The 18,270-nt window shown below is 71.5% G+C and carries 16 protein-coding genes; 11 read left to right on the forward strand and 5 right to left on the reverse strand.

All coding sequences use genetic code 11. From position 1 onward, the window contains the following. Positions 1–350 precede the first annotated feature (350 nt). The 11 genes from LLS1_RS12590 to LLS1_RS12640 all read left to right on the forward strand — a co-directional run bounded on the left by LLS1_RS12590 (position 351) and on the right by LLS1_RS12640 (position 12,090). Entirely contained in the window at positions 351–1,391 is a 1,041-nt protein-coding gene (locus tag LLS1_RS12590) for a Gfo/Idh/MocA family protein (RefSeq protein WP_226655997.1), read from the forward strand. Then, entirely contained in the window at positions 1,388–2,188 is an 801-nt protein-coding gene (locus LLS1_RS12595; protein WP_226655998.1) for a GntR family transcriptional regulator, read from the forward strand. The genes LLS1_RS12590 and LLS1_RS12595 overlap by 4 nt, the downstream gene beginning before the upstream one ends. Further along, positions 2,185–4,233: a primary-amine oxidase gene (locus LLS1_RS12600; protein WP_226656000.1), complete on the forward strand. Its 2,049-nt coding sequence runs from the start codon at positions 2,185–2,187 to the stop codon at positions 4,231–4,233. The genes LLS1_RS12595 and LLS1_RS12600 overlap by 4 nt, the downstream gene beginning before the upstream one ends. Further along, on the forward strand, positions 4,230–4,934 hold the full coding sequence (locus LLS1_RS12605) for a sugar phosphate isomerase/epimerase (protein ID WP_226656001.1): 705 nt from the start codon (positions 4,230–4,232) through the stop codon (positions 4,932–4,934). Before LLS1_RS12600 ends, LLS1_RS12605 begins: the two co-directional genes overlap by 4 nt. Then, a complete protein-coding gene (locus tag LLS1_RS12610) occupies positions 4,931–6,100 on the forward strand; it encodes a Gfo/Idh/MocA family protein (protein ID WP_226656003.1) in 1,170 nt (389 codons plus the stop codon). Before LLS1_RS12605 ends, LLS1_RS12610 begins: the two co-directional genes overlap by 4 nt. Then, positions 6,097–7,116, forward strand: a complete 1,020-nt coding sequence (locus LLS1_RS12615; protein ID WP_226656004.1) for an SIS domain-containing protein — start codon at positions 6,097–6,099, stop codon at positions 7,114–7,116. The genes LLS1_RS12610 and LLS1_RS12615 overlap by 4 nt, the downstream gene beginning before the upstream one ends. Continuing rightward, on the forward strand, positions 7,113–8,009 hold the full coding sequence (locus LLS1_RS12620; RefSeq protein ID WP_226656006.1) for a BadF/BadG/BcrA/BcrD ATPase family protein: 897 nt from the start codon (positions 7,113–7,115) through the stop codon (positions 8,007–8,009). The genes LLS1_RS12615 and LLS1_RS12620 overlap by 4 nt, the downstream gene beginning before the upstream one ends. A 72-nt stretch (positions 8,010–8,081) precedes the next feature. Next, complete coding sequence (aldh, locus tag LLS1_RS12625; protein WP_226656007.1) at positions 8,082–9,458, forward strand: aldehyde dehydrogenase AldH; 1,377 nt, start codon at positions 8,082–8,084, stop codon at positions 9,456–9,458. After that, positions 9,455–9,997 (forward strand): hypothetical protein, encoded by a 543-nt coding sequence (locus tag LLS1_RS12630; RefSeq protein WP_226656009.1) that lies wholly within the window; start codon positions 9,455–9,457, stop codon positions 9,995–9,997. Before aldh ends, LLS1_RS12630 begins: the two co-directional genes overlap by 4 nt. Before the next feature lie 74 nt (positions 9,998–10,071). Then, positions 10,072–11,100: a LacI family DNA-binding transcriptional regulator gene (locus LLS1_RS12635; RefSeq protein ID WP_226656010.1), complete on the forward strand. Its 1,029-nt coding sequence runs from the start codon at positions 10,072–10,074 to the stop codon at positions 11,098–11,100. A gap of 9 nt (positions 11,101–11,109) precedes the next feature. After that, positions 11,110–12,090 (forward strand): LacI family DNA-binding transcriptional regulator, encoded by a 981-nt coding sequence (locus LLS1_RS12640; protein ID WP_226656012.1) that lies wholly within the window; start codon positions 11,110–11,112, stop codon positions 12,088–12,090. 109 nt (positions 12,091–12,199) lie between these two features. On the opposite strand, the gene LLS1_RS12645 is transcribed toward LLS1_RS12640, so the two are convergent. From LLS1_RS12645 to LLS1_RS12665, 5 genes are all read right to left on the reverse strand, one after another. Beyond that, positions 12,200–13,099, reverse strand: a complete 900-nt coding sequence (locus tag LLS1_RS12645) for a carbohydrate ABC transporter permease (protein ID WP_226656013.1) — start codon at positions 13,097–13,099, stop codon at positions 12,200–12,202. Beyond that, positions 13,096–14,064, reverse strand: coding sequence for a carbohydrate ABC transporter permease (locus tag LLS1_RS12650; protein ID WP_226656015.1), 969 nt, complete (start codon positions 14,062–14,064; stop codon positions 13,096–13,098). The genes LLS1_RS12645 and LLS1_RS12650 overlap by 4 nt, the downstream gene beginning before the upstream one ends. Before the next feature lie 104 nt (positions 14,065–14,168). After that, on the reverse strand, positions 14,169–15,482 hold the full coding sequence (locus LLS1_RS12655; protein WP_226656016.1) for an ABC transporter substrate-binding protein: 1,314 nt from the start codon (positions 15,480–15,482) through the stop codon (positions 14,169–14,171). A 108-nt stretch (positions 15,483–15,590) separates the two neighbouring features. Further along, on the reverse strand, positions 15,591–17,012 hold the full coding sequence (locus LLS1_RS12660; protein WP_226656018.1) for an aldehyde dehydrogenase family protein: 1,422 nt from the start codon (positions 17,010–17,012) through the stop codon (positions 15,591–15,593). A 52-nt stretch (positions 17,013–17,064) separates the two neighbouring features. After that, entirely contained in the window at positions 17,065–18,075 is a 1,011-nt protein-coding gene (locus LLS1_RS12665) for a hydroxyacid dehydrogenase (RefSeq protein WP_226656019.1), read from the reverse strand. Positions 18,076–18,270 lie beyond the last annotated feature (195 nt).

Below are 18,270 nucleotides of genomic sequence, written 5' to 3' on the forward strand. Positions count from 1 at the left end.
CGCCGGCCGCTGTCAGGGCGCTTGCGTGGCTCTTACACGGTTCTGTCGCTGACCGGACAGCGTCCTCGTCACACGCCCGCCAGCAGCTCGTGCAGGGCGGCGTCCTCCGCGCGCGCCCGCGCCCAGTGCCGGCAGCAACGCGCATCTTCATCGACGCGCGTGGTTGCACTGCAGTTCTCCTCGGTGTTCGGGGACCCCGGTGTTCGGGGGATGGATCGAGCGAGAGCATACATAGAGGTACTTTGAGGTAGCAAGAGGTATTTTTGCTCTGCAAGTAATCCGCGATTGATATAGACCAAATGCGTACCACATGGCTACTATGGCTAACACCACCGCCCACAGGAGGAAATGTGATTCGAGTCGGTCTTCTCGGTTCCGGTTTCATCGCCGACACCTACGCGGACGCCCTGCAAGACGTCCGCGGAGCCGAGATCGTCGCCGCCTACTCCCGTGATCTCGGCCGCGCCGAAGCCTTCGCGGAGAAGTGGGGCCCCATCGCCCGGCAGTACGACGACATGGCGGCGCTCTGCGCCGACCCGGAGATCGACCTCGTCGTGATCGCACTCCCGAACGAGGCGCACGTGGAGGCGGTGCGGATCGCCGCCGAGGCAGGCAAGGGCATCGTGTGCACCAAGCCGCTCGCCCGCACGGGAGCCGAAGCCGCCGAGATCGTCCGCATCGTGCGAGAGGCCGGCGTCTGGCACGGCTACGCGGAGAGCTCCGTCTTCTCTCCCAACATCGCGAAGGCGCACCAGATGGTCACCGCCGGCGCCATCGGCGAGCCACTGACCATGCGGGCCCGGGAGGCACACTCCGGCCCGCATGCCCCGCACTTCTGGGACGCCGAGACGGCGGGAGGCGGCGCCCTGCTCGACATGGGCTGCCACACCGTCGAGTCGGCCCGCCATTTCTTCGGCAAGGACAACCCGGTCACCGAGGTCTTCGCCTGGGGCGCGACCATGGTCCACTCCGACAAGACCGCGGGCGAGGACACCGCCATCGCACTCCTGAAGTTCGCCGGCGGCCAGCTGGCCCAGATCGAGTCCTCGTGGATCGAGAAGGGCGGCATGCAACTGCGCCACGAACTGGTCGGGACGGCCGGGCGCCTGGTCACCGACACCTCCCACACCCCGGTGTGGGGCTTCATCGAGAACCCGGCCGGCTACCTCGTCGAGAAGGCCGACGCCGAGACCGGCTGGGTGTACCCGGTTCCGGAGGAGGCCCGCGCCTACGGCTTCAGCCAGGAGATGCGCCACTTCGTCGAGCGCTTCGCCGCCGGCGCGACTCCGGACGAGACCTTCGACGACGGTTTCGTCGTCAACTGCATCCTCGACGCCTGCTACACCTCGATGCGCACCGGCGTCTGGGAGACGGTGAGCCTCGAGCGATGACGCAGACACCAGAGGCGGCGGCGCCCGGACTGGCCCTCGGCCAGCCGGGCGTCCGCACGGACCATCCCGAGCCGTTGTGGGTGCAGGCGGCCGACTCCGTGCGCGAGCGGATCGCGAGCGGTGAGCTGCGCTCCGGCAGCCGGCTCCCTCCCGAGCGCGAGCTCTGCCGGCTGCTCGGCATCAGCCGCGTGACCCTCCGCAAGGCGCTCCAGGCGCTGCTCGAAGACGGCGCGCTCGCCTCCTCGCACGGGCGCGGCTGGTATGTCTCGGGCGGCGCGGACACGCGCAACGAGTGGCCGAACAGCCTCGAGTCGTTCAGCGAGACGGCCGAGCGGATGGGGCTGGAGGCCACCTCGCGCGTGCTCCAGGCGCGCATCGCGCCCTCGACCATCGACGACGCCGAGCTGCTCGGCATCGCACCCGGCCTCCCGCTGTTCCGGCTCGGCCGGGTGCGGATGCTCGGCGGCGTGCCGATCGCCCTCGACTGGGCGCTCATCCCGGCCGCGCTGCTCCCGGACGCCGACGCGCACGACTTCTCGACCGCCTCCCTCTACGAGGCGCTGACCGCGGCGGGCAACGAGCTCGCCAACGCCGAGACCACCATCGAGGCTCGGGAGGCCGGATCTGACATCGCCGCGCAGCTCGGCGTCGAGGCGGGCACTCCCACGCTCGTCATGCACCAGGTGGTGCGCAACCGCTCGGAGCGCGCCGTGCTCGTCTCCACCGTGCAGTACGCGGGAGACCGCTACCGCCTGCGCACCTACTTCGCCCGCCACAACCGAACGGAGACACCGTGACCGCCACCGCCACGCCCGCGACGACGACCGTCGCCGCCGCCCTCGCCTCCCTCCGCCCGGAGGAGGTGGACGCCGCGCGGGCGATCCTCCAGCGCGAGGGTCTGCTCGGGCCCGACACGCACGTGTCGTACTTCGGTCTGCTGGAGCAGGACAAGCGGACGCTGCTCGCTCCGGGCACCGCGCCCGCGCCGCGCCGCTTCCGCGCCATGCTCGTCGACCTGGCCTCCGGCGCCTCCCACGACGCCGTCGTCTGCCCGGCGGAGGACCGCCTGGTCTCGGCCGTCGAGCTCGACCCCGCCGACGGGCAGGTGCCGGTCGTGCTCGCCGAGTTCGGCCTGGTCGAGGAGATCGTGCACCAGGACGAGCGCTGGCTCGCCGCGATGGCCAAGCGCGGCCTCACCGACCTCTCGACGCTGCGGGTCAACCCCCTCTCGGCGGGCGTGCTCGCACCGGAGGAGGCCGGGCGCCGCATCCAGCGCTGCTTCACCTTCGTGCAGAAGACCCCGGACGACCTCGGCTGGGCGCACCCCGTGGACGGCGTCACCGCGATGGTCGACGTCGTCACGCGGGAGGTGCTCGACGTGATCGACTACGTCGAGTTCCCGGTGCCGGAGGAGGACGGCAACTTCCACCTCCCGGAGTGGGTCGGCAAGCCGCCGCGCGCGGGGCTGAAGCCGATCGAGATCACCCAGCCGGAGGGGCCGAGCTTCACCATCGACGAGGACGGCGTGCTGTCCTGGGCGGGCTGGGAGCTCCAGGTGTCGTTCGACCAGCGCGAAGGACTCGTCTTCCACAACGTCTCGATCGACGACGATGGCGTGCAGCGCCCGGTGCTCTATCGCGCCTCCATCGCCGAGATGATGGTGCCGTACGGCGATCCGAGCCCGCAGCGCTGGTTCCAGAACTTCTTCGACTGCGGCGAGTACCTGCTCGGCGGCTTCGCCAACTCGCTGGAGCTGGGCTGCGACTGCGTCGGAGATATCACCTACCTGGATGCCACGCTGGCCGACAACGCGGGGAACGTGCGCGTGATCCCGCAGGCCATCTGCATCCACGAGGAGGACACCGGGATCCTCTGGAAGCACTTCGACAACTGGAACGGTTCGAGCGACTCCCGCCGCAACCGGCGCCTCGTCGTCAGCTTCTTCGTCACCGTCGGCAACTACGACTACGGCTTCTACTGGTACTTCTCCCTCGACGGCGCGATCGAGCTGGAGGTCAAGGCGACGGGCGTCGTCTTCACCTCGGCGTACCCCGGGCCGGGCTACGCGTACGCCTCCGAGCTCGCGCCGGGCCTCGGTGCTCCGTACCACCAGCACCTGTTCTCCGCCCGCCTCGACATGATGGTCGACGGGCTCGGCAACAGCGTCGACGAGCTGGAGGCGGCTCTCGTGCCGCGGGGGCCCGCCAACCCGACCGGCACGGGCATCACCCAGACCGTCACCCGGCTGCGCACCGAGAAGGAGGCGCAGCGGATGGCCGACAACGCCCGCGGCCGCGTCTGGCTGGTCTCGAACCCGCACAGGCAGAACCGGCTCGGGCGCGACGTCGGCTACGTGCTCTTCCCGGAAGGACAGCCGGCGCTGCTCGCGGACGAGGAGTCCGACATCCACGCCCGCGCGACCTACTCGGCCAAGCACCTGTGGGTCACGCCCTACGAGCCCGCCGAACTGTACCCGGCCGGCGACTTCGTGAACATGCACCCGGGAGGCGCCGGACTGCCCGCCTGGACCGCCGCCGACCGCCCGGTCGAGGACGCCGACATCGTGCTCTGGCACACCTTCGGCCTCACGCACTTCCCCCGCATCGAGGACTGGCCGATCATGCCCGTCGACACGGCCGGCTTCGTGCTGAAGCCGCACGGGTTCTTCGGCGCGAACCCGACGATGGACATCCCGGAATCGGTGGGCGACCACTGCGCGCCCGGCCACTACGAGCACGGCGGCCACCACGATCACGCCGGGCACGACGCCCCCGGCGCGCACGAGGCCCCCGGCGCGCACGAGGCGCCGGTCGGCCACGAGAGCGAAGGGCACGGAGCATGAGCCTCGGCATCCAGCTGTACAGCGTCCGCGACGACATCGGGCCGGAGGCGCTCCCCGGCACCCTGGCGAGACTCGCCGGCTACGGCTTCACCCACGCGGAGCCCTACGACATCCTGAGCGACACCGAGGGACTGAACGCCGCCCTCGACGCGGCCGGTCTCCAGGCGGACACTGCGCACGCCAAGATCACGGAGCTCGACCGCGACCGGGTGCTCGACGCCGCCGAGCGGCTCGGGATCGGGACGGTCATCGTGCCCTTCGTGCCGCCCGCGAGCATCGCGGAGCGCGACGGCGTGCTCGCCCTGGCCGACGCGATCAACGCCATCGTGCCGGTCGCCGCGGATCGGGGGATCCGCCTCGGCTACCACAACCACGACTTCGAGTTCGCGCAGCGTATCGGCGAGCGGACGGCCTACGACGTGCTCGTCGACGCCCTCGACCCGGCCGTCGTGCTGGAGCTCGACACGTACTGGGCCGCCGTCGGCGGTGAGGATGTGCCGGCCCTTCTGCCGAAGCTCGGCGATCGCGTGCGCTACCTGCACGTGAAGGAGGACGGCACGAACCCGTTCGACGTCGCCGAGGCGGTCGGGCTCGCGGGCTCGTTGGAGCTGCCGGTGGTGGAGGTGGTCGTGCACGAAGGCGACGTCTTCCCGCTGATCGAGCGGAACGCCGCCTTCTTCCGCGGGCTGGTGCGCGCATGAGCGGCGCCGTGGCCCCCACCGGTGTCGGGATCGTCGGAGCCGGCACCATCTCCGACGAGTACCTGCGCTCCCTGGCGACGTACCCGGACGTGCGCGTCGTCGCCATCGCCGATCTGGACCCGGATCGGGCGCGAGCGCAGGCCGAGCGTTTCGGCGTGCCGGTCGCGACGACGGTCGACGCGCTCCTCGCCCGCGAGGACGTGGAGATCGTGGTCAACCTGACGATCCCCGCCGCGCACGCGGAGGTGGCCCTCGCGGCCATCGCGGCCGGCAAGCATGTATGGGGCGAGAAGCCGCTCACGCTCGATCTGGCGAGCGCCCGCGAGGTGCTCGATGCGGCCCGTGCCGCCGGGGTCGTGGTCGCGAACGCGCCCGACACCATCCTGGGCGAGGGCATCCAGAACGCGCACCGTCTGCTCGCGGACGGCGCCGTCGGCGCGCCGCGCACGTTGCTCACGCTGATGCAGGGCCCGGGACCGGACTCCTGGCACCCTCGACCGCAGTTCCTGTTCGCGCGCGGGGCCGGGCCGCTGTTCGACATCGGCCCGTACTACGTGAGCACCATGATCCAGCTGCTCGGCCCGATCGCCTCGGTCCAGGCCGTCGGACAGCGACCGCGCGCCGAACGCGTCGTCGGCTCCGGGCCGGACGCGGGAGCGCGGTTCCCGGTCGAGGTGGATACGCACCTCAGCGTGCTGACGCGTTTCGCCTCCGGCGTGGTCGGGACCTCCGTCTACAGCTTCGACTCGCCGCGCCGCCGTCAGGCCTTCGAGATCACCGGCGCCGACGGCGTGCTGGAGGTCCCGGTCAGCGGCTTCGACGGCCCGACCCGCGTGCTCGCCGGCGACGACCGGGAGACCGACTGGGTCGAGGTCGCGCCTCCCGGCGTGCACCGCGAACGGGGCGTCGGAGTGCTCGAGCTCGCCCGCGCTCTGCGTGCGGGACGGCCGCCTCGCGCGTCGGGGGAGCTGGCATTCCACGCCCTGGAGGTCATGCTCGCCATCGAACGGTCGGCGGCCACCGGCGCCGCCGTCGCGATCGGGAGCACCGCCCCCACCGTCGAGCCACTGCCGGCCGACTGGGATCCGACGGCATCGACGGCCGGCGGGTCCGCACCATCCACGCCGGAGGGCGACCTCCCGGCATCAGCAAGGGGAGTCCGATGAACGGGTACATCGCTTTCGCGTCCGCCCGCGCGACGCAGGCCGAGGAGCTGGGGCGCGCGATCCCGCTGATCGCCGACCAGGTGGGCGCACGCGCCGGGCTCGGGCAGCTCACCGGCCCCGGCCCGATCTTCGTCGGCATCGGTGCCAGCCTCGCCGCGGCCTGCGCCCCGGTGTGGGCGCTGCGTTCGCGCGGCATCCACTCGTGGCGGCTGGGCGCGGGGGACTACCCGCTGCCGTTCCCCGAGAGCGTGCACCCGATCGTCGGGATCTCGCAGAGCGGGCGCAGCGCCGAGACGCTCGCCGTGCTCGAATCGGTGCCGGAGGAGCTGCGGTTCGCAGTCGTGAACAGCGAGCCGTCGCCGATCGGTCGCATCGCCTCCACCCTCACCCTGGGCAACCTGGCCGACAGCTACGCCTCGACCCTCGGTTACACGGCCACGGTCGCCGCACTCGGCATGCTCGCCGACAGCTGGCAGGGCGGCGCGCCCGACGCCGGCTGGTCCACCCTCTCCGCCCGGTTCGCGGAGGCGGAGGACCGCCTCGCCGCGCCGGTCACGGCCCTGGCCGAGCTGTTCGCGACCGTCTCGTCGAGCGACTTCGTCGGTGCCGGCCCCGCGGTCGGCTCCGCGGAGGCGGGAGCCCTGCTCTTCCGTGAAGTGGCGCGCATCCCCGCCACCGGCATGAGCACCCGCCAGTACCTGCACGGCTCGATGGAGTCGGCGGGCGACGGCGTGCACGTGGTCTTCGGCGACAGCCGCGAGCTCGACCTCGCAACGACGCTCGCCGACGCCGGCCATCACGTCGTCCTGATCACGGGCGAGGAGATCACCGGCTCGCGCACGCTCCACCCGGTGCGGCTGCCCAAGCTGCCCGCCCCGCAGCGCGCCATCCTCGAAGCGCTCGTGATGCAGCTCCTCGTCGGCGCTGTCGCGGACGTGCGCGGCGTGGACATCGAGGAGTTCGTGTTCCACAACGCGGACACGAAGGTCCCCGTGGATGCCGGAGGGGCGGCGTGACGGGGGCGGAATTGATCGTGGGCTTGGATGCCGGAGGCACCAAGCTCGGCGTGCGCGCGGAGGCCCTTGATGGCTCGCGCGTCGCCGACGTCGCCCTGCCGGCGGAGGAATGGAGCGCTTCGCCGGCGGGCGATGCCGCTCGGTGGTTGCACGCGCGCATCCGGCGCGTGCTCCCCGAGGGGTCGACCGTGGTCGCTCTCGGCGTCGGGGCCCAGGGTCTCGACACCGTGGAGCATGCCGACGAGTTGGGCGACGAGCTCGGCGCGCTCGGCTACCGGGCCGCCGTGGTGAATGACGCGCAGCTGCTCGTCCCGGCCGCCGGTCTGCGTTCCGGCATCGGGGTGATCGCGGGCACGGGCTCCATCGCCGTCGGCTCGGACGCCTCCGGTCGCACCCTCTTCGCGGGGGGATGGGGCTGGGTGCTCGGCGACGAGGGCGGCGCTCCCGCCATCGTGCGCGAGGCCACCATCGCCGCCCTGCGCGCAGACGACGAGGGGGCACCGGACGACGGGTTGCTCTCCGGGCTCGTCCGCGCCTTCGGGGTCGATGCGGCTCCCGCGTTGGCGCGTGCCGTCAATGACGACCCGACGCCGGAGAACTGGGGGCCGCGCGCCATCGCCGTTTTCGCTGCCGCGGATGCGGGCTCGGTGCTGGCGACCGGGGTGATCGAGAGTGCCGGGCAGAGCCTTGCGGCACTGGTGGACCGCCTCGTCGCGCGCGGCGCCACCGGGTCCGATGTCGTCGTGGCCGGGAGCGTCTTCGTCCATCAGCCGCGACTGCTCGCCGCCTTCACCCGGACGCTCGGCACGACCCGGCCGGCGCTCGCCGTCGTGCCGTTGTCGGACGCCCCCGTCGCCGGGGCCGTCGAGCTGGCGCGCCGTCTGGTGTCCTGAGCGCCCCCCGGCGGCCGAGCGCCGCCTCCCGAACCGTCCCGATCCCGCCACGCAGAACAAAGGAGTCAGCACATGGCCATCGCCACCGTCAATCCCGCCACCGGCGAGACCCTGAAGACGTTCGAGCCGCACACGCCCGAGCAGCTGGAGGGCATCCTCACCGCGGCCGAGGCCGCCTACCGGCAGCTCGCGGGCACCACGTTCGAGCAGCGTGCCGCGTGGATGCACGCCGCCGCGGACCTGCTGGACGCCGAGCTCGACGAGGTCGCCGCCCTCGTGACCACCGAGATGGGCAAGACCATCGGCACCGCGAAGTACGAGGTCGCCAAGTCGGCCCGCGGCATGCGCTGGTACGCCGACCACGCCGCCGAGTATCTGGCGGACGAGCACCCCGTCGCGGCGGGGGACGTCGGAGCGTCCGCGGTGAGCGTGCGCTACCAGCCGATCGGCACCGTGCTCGCGGTGATGCCGTGGAACTACCCGTTCTGGCAGGTCGTCCGGTTCGCCGCGCCCGCGCTCATGGCCGGCAACACCGGCATCCTGAAGCACGCGTCGAGCGTGCCGCAGAGCGCCCTCTACCTGGGCTCGCTGTTCGAGCGCGCCGGCTTCCCCGTGGGCGCGTTCCAGACGGTGCTGGTCGAGGGCGGTGCGGTCGCTCCGTTGATCGACGACCGCCGCATCCGCGCCGTGACACTGACCGGCTCGGTGGGCGCGGGCTCCGCGGTGGCGGAGGCGGCCGGGCGCAACATCAAGAAGTCGGTGCTGGAGCTGGGCGGCACGGACGTCTTCGTCGTCATGCCGACCGCCGACATCGCGGCCGCCGCGGCCGCGGGCGTGAACGCGCGCGTGCAGAACTCCGGACAGAGCTGCATCGCGGCCAAGCGCTTCTACGTGCACGCGGACGTCTACGACGCCTTCGAGGAGGCGTTCGTCGCCGGGATGCGCGCCCAGGTGACCGGCGACCCGTTCGACGAGGCGACCTCGTTCGGGCCTCTCGCGACCGAGCAGGTGCGCCGAGACACGCACGAGCTGGTGGCCGACGCCGTCGCCAAGGGTGCGACCGTGCTGACCGGCGGCGAGCTGCCGGACGGGCCCGGCTGGTTCTATCCCGCGACCGTGCTGCGCGATGTGACCCCCGAGATGCGCATCTTCCGCGAGGAGTGCTTCGGACCCGTCGCCTGCCTGTACACGGTCTTCTCGGCCGAGGAGGCGATCGAGCGCTCCAACGACTCCGAGTTCGGTCTGAGCTCGAGCGTGTGGACGAACGACGACGCCGAGGCCGACGCCTTCCAGAACGGCATCGAGGCGGGCGGCGTCTTCGTCAACGGGCTGACGGCCTCGTTCCCGCAGCTGCCGTTCGGCGGAGTGAAGGACTCCGGCTACGGCCGCGAGCTGTCCGCGCTGGGCATCCGCGAGTTCACCAACGTGAAGACGGTCTGGCGGGCGTGACCGCGGTAGCGGGATGGGAGGGCGGAGCGCGTGCCCCGCACCTCCCGCTCGGCAGGCGTCTCCTCATCGGACGGCACGGTCTGCTCCTCGCGCTGGCGCACGAGGTGCCACCCGCGGCGGCGATGGTGTGGGCGTGCGCGGCGGGGAGCGCGGCCGCTCTGTGCGGCGCGGCGATCGCGCTCGCCGTGCTGTCCTGCGTGTACGCCCGGGCGGCGCGGACGTCGGCGTGGGCGCGCGAGCACGTCGTCGACCTGTGGGCCATGCTGCTGGTGATGGTCGGAGCGGCTTTCGCCGGGACGGGAGCCGCGCACACGCCGGGCTCGCACCCGCCGGGCCTCGGACGGGGCGCCTCCTCCCTCGCCCACCACCACCTCGCCGGGAGCCTCGCCGCCGCTCCGCTCGCCGGAGCGCTCATCGCCGGAGCCGTGTGCGGCTGGTTCGTCACGCGCATCCTGCTCGCCCGTCGGGTCGTGCGCCCGCACACGGTCGTCTCGGCGGTCGTCTGCGGCGGGATGCTCGCCGTCATGGCCGTGATGTGACCGTGTCGCGCTGCGCCTGACGACATGCGGGGATGCGCATTCCCGGGTGCTCTCGATGCCGGTAAGGTGACTCCGTGGTCGATGCACAGAGCGAGACGGCGCCACGCCGCCCGGTGACGCTGACCGATGTCGCGCGGCATGCGGGCGTCTCGCAGCCGACCGCCTCGCGGGTGCTCAACGGCAGCGCCCGCACCGTTGCCGAGACCTACCGCGTGCGCGTGCTCGAGGCCGCCCGTGAACTCGGCTACACACCGAACCTCGCCGCGCAGGCGATCGCGCGCGGCACCTCCCGCACCATCGCCCTGGTGATCGGCGGCATCTCGGACCCGTACTTCTCGGCGATGGCGGCGGCCCTGATGAAACAGGCCGAGACCTACGGCCTGCGCGTCTCGATCGCAGTGACCGACCGCCGGCCCGATCGCGAACTGGAGCTGGTGCGCGAGCTGCGCGGGCAGCAGCCCCGCGCGATCGTCCTGGCCGGGACGGGCTACGTCGACCCGCCCGACCGCGACGAGTTGATCGCCGAGCTGCGCCGCTACGAGGAGACGGGCGGGAAGGTGGTGCTGATCAGCCGCACCGACCTCCCCTTCGAGACCGTCACGTTCGACACGCACGAGGGCTCGCGCGAGCTCGCAGCCGAACTCACCACCCTCGGCTACCGTCGCGCGCTCGTGCTCGGGAGCGGCACCCCCCTCCTGTCGATGCAGCAGCGCGTCGACGGCTTCGTCACGGGGTTCGGCGGGGAGTCCGCGGTCGCCTACCCGGAGTTCTCGTGGGATGGCGCGCGCGCGTTCATCCGCTCGCTTCCCGACGACGAGCTCGTGGCCCTCGAACTCGTCTTCGCGATCACGGACGACATGGCGCTGGGCGCGATCGCGGGCCTCCGCGATCGCGGGCGCCGCATCCCGCAGGACGTCGCCGTCGCCGGATTCGACGACATCACGACGTTGCGCGATGTCGTCCCGCCGCTCACCACCGTCCACGTTCCGCTCGACCAGGTCGCGGAGGAGGCGGTGCGTCGCGCGCTCGACGCCGACGGGGGAGGACGCACAGTGCCGGCCCACCCGGTCATCCGCGCCTCCACCCCGCCGGTCCGCCGGTAGGTTGGGCGTGTGAGCGAGAACGCCCCCACCCTGTCCGATGTCGCCGCGCACGCGGGGGTCTCGCTCGCGACCGCGTCCCGCGCCCTCAACGGCAGCGCGCGCAAGGTGAACCCGGAGCTGCAGGAGCGCGTCCTCGCCTCCGCCCGGCACCTCGGCTACAGCGCCAACGTGCAGGCGCAGGCCGTCGCCCGGGGCACCAGCAACCTCGTCGCGCTCGTGGTGGGCGACATCGCCGACCCGTACTTCGCCTCCATCTCGTCCGGTGTCGTTCGGGTGGCGGACGAGCGCGGGCTGGTGGTGACGATCACCGCGACCGGTCCCTACGCAGGCCCGGACTCGACGGCGCGCGAGGAGGCCGCGCTCGACGCCCTGCGTGGACAGCGACCGCGTGCCGTCGTCCTCGCGGGCAGTCGCGTCGCGGGTGCGGAGACGCGGGTCGGCGACCCCGGACGCGTGGCCGTCATCGGGTCCGGTGCGCCCGGGCTTCGGACCGTCGACGTGGACAACCGCGGCGGTGCGGCGGCGCTCGCGACATCGCTGCGCGGGCTCGGCTACGCGGATGTCGCCATCCTCGCCGGCCCCGGGGAGCTCATCACGGTGCGCGACCGCGTCGAGGGCTTCCGCTCGGTGCTCCCCGCCGCGTCGGTCGTGCACACCACGTTCACGCGTGAGGGCGGACACCGGGCCATGACGGAACTCCTCGCATCGGGCGCGCGCCCCGAGTGCGTCTTCGCCGTGAGCGATGTCATGGCCATCGGGGCCATGGCCGCGCTCCGGGCGGCCGGGATCACGCCCGGTGCCGACATCGGCGTCGCCGGCTTCGACGACATCCCCCTCGTGGCGGACGTGACGCCGGCCCTCACCTCGGTGTCCCTCCCGCTCGCCGACCTCGGCGCCCGGGCGCTCGAGCTCGCCCTCGCCGACGCGCCCCTCCCCGCGGCGCCCGTCCCCGCCGAAGTCCGCCTCCGCGCCTCCACGCCGCGCCGCTGACCCGGCCGTCGCACGGTCGCGCCGGGTCGTCGGCTGCAATCCCGGGGTCGCAAAACGCCGTTCCGGCTGGGCCGAAACGGCGTTTCGCGACCCCTGAGCGGGGTAGCGGCTACAGCTTCACGCCTCCGGAGATGAGGTCGATCTTCCAGTAGCGCTGCAGCGACAGGAAGAGGACGGCGAGCGGCAGGATCGAGACGAGCACGCCGGCGATGACGATCGAGTACTGCGCGGCCTGACCGCCGGTGATGATCATCAGCCCGTACAGCCCGAGGGTCAACGGGTACAGCTGGTCGTTGTTGAGCATGACGAACGGGAGCAGGAAGTTGTTCCAGATGCCGATGAACTGCAGGAGGAACACCGTGACGAGGGCGGGCATCATCAGCCGCGAGCCGACCGACCAGAAGATCCGCCACTCGCTGCCGCCGTCGATGCGCGCGGCCTCCATGATCTCGTCGGGAACGGAAGCCTCGGCGTAGATCTTGCAGAGGTAGATCGCGAAGGGCGACACCAGCTGCGGGAGGATGACAGACGCGTAGTTGTTGGTCATCCCGAACTTGGCCATGAGCAGGAACTGCGGTATCGCGAGCATGATCTGCGGGAGCAGTACGGCCGCGACGATGAGACGGAAGATCCACTTCGAGCCGGTGAAGCGGTATTTGCCGAGCGCGTAGCCCGCGGCGCCCGCGATGACCGTCGAGAGGATGCCTCCGCCGATCGCGTACACGACCGAGTTGAGCGCCCACCGGCCGAAGATGCCGTCGTTATAGGTGAAGAGCGCCTCCATGTTGGTCCAGAAGCCGCCGGTGAAGGAGGGTACGAACGGGGGAGTGGAGAACAGCTCGTCGTTGGTCTTGGTCGCCGCGATGACGATCCACAGCACCGGCAGCACGCAGTACAGCGCGCCGACGATGAGGATGAGGGTGGGCACGATACGCACGCCGGTGCGAGTGCGCAGCGGCGCTTTGCCCGTGCGCGGGCCGGCAGCGCGGTCGGCGGTCAGGGTGGTCATCGGGTCTCCCTCCGGGCGATGCGCCGGCCGATCACGTTGACGAGCACCGTGGCGGCGACCGTCATGACGATGAGGATGAACGAGGTCGCGGCGCCTTCGTAGATGCTGTTGTTGACGAAGGCGTCCGTGTAGACGCGCATGAGCGGCACCCAGGTCGACGAGATCGCGTTGGCGAGCGGCTTGAGCGTCGTCGGCTCGTTGAACAGCTGCAGCGCGCCGATCACCGAGAACAGCGCGACCATGGTGATGGCCGGGGCGATCAGGGGCAGCTTGATGCGGAGGGCGATCTGCAGTTCGGAGGCGCCGTCGAGCTCCGCCGCCTCGAAGAGGTCCTTCGGGAGGCTGCGGACGGCCGTGTAGAGGATGACCATGTTGAACCCGACGACGCCCCACACCGCCACATTGGCGACGGAGAAGAAGATCCCCGTGGCGCCGAAGTAGTCGATGACGCGACCGCCGATCGGGCTGGTCGCCGGCAGGTACATGAAGCCCCAGAGCAGCGAGGCGACGACGCCCGGCACGGCGTACGGCAGGAAGATCGCGAGCCGGGTGAACCCGACGAGGCGGGCGCGCTTGGCATCCAGGCAGAGCGCGAAGACGGTGGCGAGCACGATGGTGAGCGGCACGCCGATGAGGGCGACGATGAGCATCCGGCCGAGGCTCGCCCAGAACTCGGGGTCGACGAGGGTGCTGACGTAGTTGGCGAAGCCGGCGAAGACCTCGGTCGGTTCGCCGCCGCCGAGCAGGCCGCCGCCGACCTTCAGCTGCAGGAAGCTGAGCACGACCGCGTAGATGCCGGGCGCCACGGTGAACAGAAGCAGCAGGACGACCGCCGGTGCGACCAGCAGCACGGGCAGGAGGGTGGGGCCCCGCCGCGGTCGGCGCCCGGACGACGGGGCGGTGGAAGTCCGCCGGCCGGCGCGTGCCGGTGCCGGCGGTGCGGTGCTGTCTCCGATGACGGCCATGTGCGGACTCTCCTCGGGAGGGTGGATGGGAGCGGGGTGGAGATGGTGGTGCCGGGCGAGGGCGGCGGATGACGCGCCGCCCCCGCCCGGGGTCGTGACGGGGGTCAGCCGGCGACTGTGAACCCGATCTTCTTCATGTCGGTCACGGTGTCCGTCTGCATCGTGCCGAGTGCTGCGGAGAGCGGCGTCTTGTTCTGCAGGGCCGCGCCGAAGGCATTCGAGTAGGAGTCGAACGTGACGTTGGCGTTCGGTCCCCAGATGTCGAACGTGCGCACGCCCTTGGCGACGGTCGCCATCAGCGTGTTGTAGTCCGGCTGGTTCGACATGAACGGCGGCGGGGTCTGCAGCTCCGGCGCCGACTGGTTCGAGAGGCTCGCCGGGAAGACCTGTACGTTCGTGATCAGCGACGCGACGCCCTCCTTGGAGGAGTTCATCCACTTCACGAACTTCGCGGCCTCGGCGGGGTGCTTCGAGTTGGCCGTGACCGCCTCGGTCTCGCCGCCCCAGATGCCGACCGTGGTGTCGCCGGCGGTCCAGGCGGGGAGCGCGACGGCCTCCCACTTGCCCGCGGTGTCCTTCGCGATCGACGGGAGCTGGTTGGGCGCCCACTGCGCGCCGACCCAGCCGACCAGGGTGCCGTTGTTCATGTCGGTGTTCCACTGTGCGGACCAGTTCGGCTCGGGGCTGACGACGCCCTGGTCGACGAGTCCGCTCCAGTAGTCGGCGACCTTCTTGCTGGCCGCGTCGTTGATGTTCACGCTCCAGGTGTCGCCGGAGGCGCTCCACCAGTTGGCGCCCGCCTGCTGCGCGAGCCCCGCGAACCAGCCCGGGTCGGCGGCGGTGAAGTTGCCGATGTACTTGGACGGGTCGGCGGCGTGGATCGTGGCCGCGTCCGCCGCGTACTCGTCCCAGGTCTTCGGCGGGGTCAGACCCAGCGAGTCCCAGATGTCCTTGCGGTAGAAGAACACCATCGGGCAGACGTTCTGCGGCACACCGTACGTCTTGCCCTCGAACTGCACCTGCGCGAGCGTGGACTTCGAGAAGTCGCCCGAGAGGTCGCCGACGTACTCGTCGATCGGGATGACCACCTTGTTGGCGATGAGCGCCGGGAGCGCCTGGTACTCCACCTCGGTGACGTCCGGGTTGGTCCCGGCCTTGTTGTTGGTGATGAGCTTGTTGTAGAGCGTGTACCCGGTGCCCGACGGTTTGGTCAGCTTGACCTGGATGTCCGGGTTGGCCTTGTTCCACTCGTCGACGACGGCCTGCATGCCGCCGTCCCAGTTGACGTAGGACAGGGTGACCTTGCCGCCCGACGTCGAGCTTCCGCTCGGCGAGCTGGAGCAGCCGGTCAGGACCGTGGCGGTCGCGGCGGCGACGCCGACGATCGCGCCGATGGTCCTCAGCGTTGACTTCCTCACTGTGTGCATCTCCTTCGATGGTTTCGTGGTGCGGTGGGGTCCGTGCGGGTTCGGGGATCCGCGCGGAGTGCGGGGATCCGTGGGGTGCGGTCGGCTGCGCCGGGCGATTCAGCCCTCCGCCCAGGCGGGGTAGCGCACGGGAGCGGTCTGGAGGCCGATCCACTGCCGGCGGGTGAAGCCGGCGAGCTGTCCCTCGCCGCCATGGCGGGCGTAGCCGTCGTTCACGTGCACCTCGTTGCTGCGCACCTGCTCGGCGAAGGCGTACCCGCGCATCGGGTCGCCGGTGAAGACCGAGTTCATGAGCGTGCGGTGCCGGTTGACGAGGGCGAGCGCCTCCGCCTCGCTGTCGACGACGGTGATCGGCATCACCGGGCCGAAGGTCTCCTCCGCGAACACAGGCATGTCGGGGGTGACGCCGGTGAGAACGGTGGGGCGGTAGAAGAGGCCGTCGTGCGTGGCGCCCGTCGCGACCGACGCCCCTGCCGCGATCGACGGCGCGACCAGACCGTCGGAGAACCGGCGCAGCTGGGTCTCGCTGATGATGGGGCCGAGGTCGACCTCCTCGCGGAGCGGGTCCCCGACACGGAGGGCGCGCACGCGCTCGACGACCGCCTCGGTGAATGCGCCAGCGGCCTCCCGCAGCACGATGTGCCGGCCGGCGCTGATGCACGTCTGGCCCTGATACCAGAGCGCGGACCAGACGGCGCAGCTGGCGGCCTGGTCGATGTCGGCGTCGTCGAGCACCACGAACGCGTTGTCGCCGCCGAGCTCGGTGGCGACCGGTGTGAAGGAGCGGGCCGCGAAGTTCGCGATCTGGTGGCCGACCTCGAACGAGCCGGTGAAGTGGATGAGGTCGAGGGCGGGGTGCTCGCTGAGCGTGCGTCCCGTGGTCGGACCGTCGCCGGGGACCACGGCGAAGACACCGGCCGGCACACCTGCGGCGAGGGCCGCCTCCGCCAGGATCTGGCCTCCCGCGACCGGCGTCAGCTCGGCGGGCTTGAGCACGACTGCGTTGCCGTAGGCGAGTCCGGGAGCGAGCGCGCGCATCGCGAGGCTCATCGGGTAGTTCCACGGCACGATCAGGCCGATCACGCCGAGCGGCACCGCGCGCGACAGCGAGAGCTTGCCCGGCTTGTAGGGCGGCAGGATGCTGCCGGCGTTCTCGGTGAGCTGCGTCGCGGAGTTGTTCAGCTGAGTGATCGACTGGTCGAGCTCCTCCTCCGCCTTCTCGAGCGTGCCTCCGGTCTCGCGGATCAGCAGGGTGAGGAGCTCATCGCGACGGTTCTCGAGCTCGTCGGCGAAGCGGCGGATGATCGCCGAGCGTGTGTTGGCGTCGACCTCGCCCCACGCGGGCTGGGCGCGGCGGGCCGTCTCCACGGCGCGGTCGACCTGGGCGGCCGACGCGTTGCCGTACGTGGCGAACGGAGTGCCGGCGGCCTTGTCGAGCACGGGCAGGCCGTCGCCCGCTTCCGGGCGCTCGAACCGGCCGTCGATGAACACCTGGACGTCGTAGTCGCGGAGCTCGCGCATGGGGTGTGCCTCCTGGGTGGGGGAAGTGGGCGGAGTGGATACGGTGACAGTCTCAGGCAACGGCGGTCAGCGCTTCTTTCGTCACAGGATGCTCGGCGGGCTCTCCCGCGGAGAACCGCTCGACCTCGTGCAGCGCGCACTCGCCGAGGCGGCGCAGCTCCGTCCCGAGCGCACCGGCGACGTGCGGTGTGAGCACGACGCCGGGGAAGGTCCGCAGCGGGTGGCCTGCGGGGAGCGGCTCCGGGTCGGTGACGTCGAGCACCGCGCGCAGGCCACGGTCGCGGACGGCGGCGGTGAGCGCCTCCTGGTCGACGATGGGTGCCCGCGCCGTGTTGATGAGCGTGGCGCCGTCGGGCAGGAGGTCGAGCTGGGCTGCGCCGATCATGCCGATCGTCTCCGGCAGCAGTGGGGCGTGGACGCTGACGATGGTCGAGCGGTCGAACAGCTCGTCGAGGGAGACGGGCTGCGCGCTGCGGAGCACCGGGTCGCCGGGCGCGAGGTACGGGTCGTAGAGCAACACGTCGATGTCGAACGGCTGGAGCAGCTCGATCACCCGGCGGCCGACCCGGGAGGCGCCGACGATCCCGACGGTCCGGCCGAAGTTGCCGATAGCGGGATCGGGCTCCTGCGCGTACGCGCTCGGATCGGCGGCGTAACCGCGGATGTAGTCGGGGACGCGCTTGCCCGCGAGGAGGATCATCGCGAGGGTGTACTCGGCGACGGGGTACGCGTTCGCGCTCGCCGCGCTGGTGACGAGCAGTCCGCGCTCCCAGACCGCGTCGTCGATGTGCCCCTTCACGGTGCCGGCGGCGTGGACGATCGCGCGCAGGCGGGGCATCCGTTCGAGCTCGGCGGCGCCGATCCGGGGTGCGCCCCACCCGGTGATGAGGACCTCCACCGCGTCGAGGAGGGCGGCGGGCGCGGTGCCGAAGTCGGTGATGGTGAGACCGGTGTCGATGTCGGCGACGCGGGCGAGCGCGGCGAGCTCGTCTGCCCCGAACAGCTGCTCCGGCAGGTCCGGCCGCATGGCGAATGCGGCGACGGGCGTGCGTCGTGCGGTCATCGTCGACTCCTCGGGGTGCGGGATTGCGCATTCCCAGAATGCGCATTCCCGAGTATGCGACCTCCTGCGCCCGCCGTCAAGCGGCAATTTCTGCGACGACCACCACACGTGCACAGAGGGGCCGCATTCCGTCGTTCCGACGACGCCGAAGCGGCAGAATGCGACCCCCCTGCGGCGCCGGACGCGTGTCGGCGC

Origin of the sequence: Leifsonia sp. LS1 (genome assembly GCF_020521355.1) — a bacterium.
Lineage (GTDB): Bacteria > Actinomycetota > Actinomycetes > Actinomycetales > Microbacteriaceae > Leifsonia.

What these genes read in the sequence shown, in the direction of transcription:
- LLS1_RS12595 (WP_226655998.1), top strand. Translation starts at nt 1,388, where the DNA reads ATGACGCAGACACCAGAGGCGGCGGCGCCCGGACTGGCCCTCGGCCAG.
- LLS1_RS12605 (WP_226656001.1), top strand. Translation starts at nt 4,230, where the DNA reads ATGAGCCTCGGCATCCAGCTGTACAGCGTCCGCGACGACATCGGGCCG.
- LLS1_RS12610 (WP_226656003.1), top strand. Translation starts at nt 4,931, where the DNA reads ATGAGCGGCGCCGTGGCCCCCACCGGTGTCGGGATCGTCGGAGCCGGC.
- LLS1_RS12615 (WP_226656004.1), top strand. Translation starts at nt 6,097, where the DNA reads ATGAACGGGTACATCGCTTTCGCGTCCGCCCGCGCGACGCAGGCCGAG.
- aldh (WP_226656007.1), top strand. Translation starts at nt 8,082, where the DNA reads ATGGCCATCGCCACCGTCAATCCCGCCACCGGCGAGACCCTGAAGACG.
- LLS1_RS12645 (WP_226656013.1), bottom strand. Translation starts at nt 13,099, where the DNA reads ATGACCACCCTGACCGCCGACCGCGCTGCCGGCCCGCGCACGGGCAAA.
- LLS1_RS12650 (WP_226656015.1), bottom strand. Translation starts at nt 14,064, where the DNA reads ATGGCCGTCATCGGAGACAGCACCGCACCGCCGGCACCGGCACGCGCC.
- LLS1_RS12660 (WP_226656018.1), bottom strand. Translation starts at nt 17,012, where the DNA reads ATGCGCGAGCTCCGCGACTACGACGTCCAGGTGTTCATCGACGGCCGG.
- LLS1_RS12665 (WP_226656019.1), bottom strand. Translation starts at nt 18,075, where the DNA reads ATGACCGCACGACGCACGCCCGTCGCCGCATTCGCCATGCGGCCGGAC.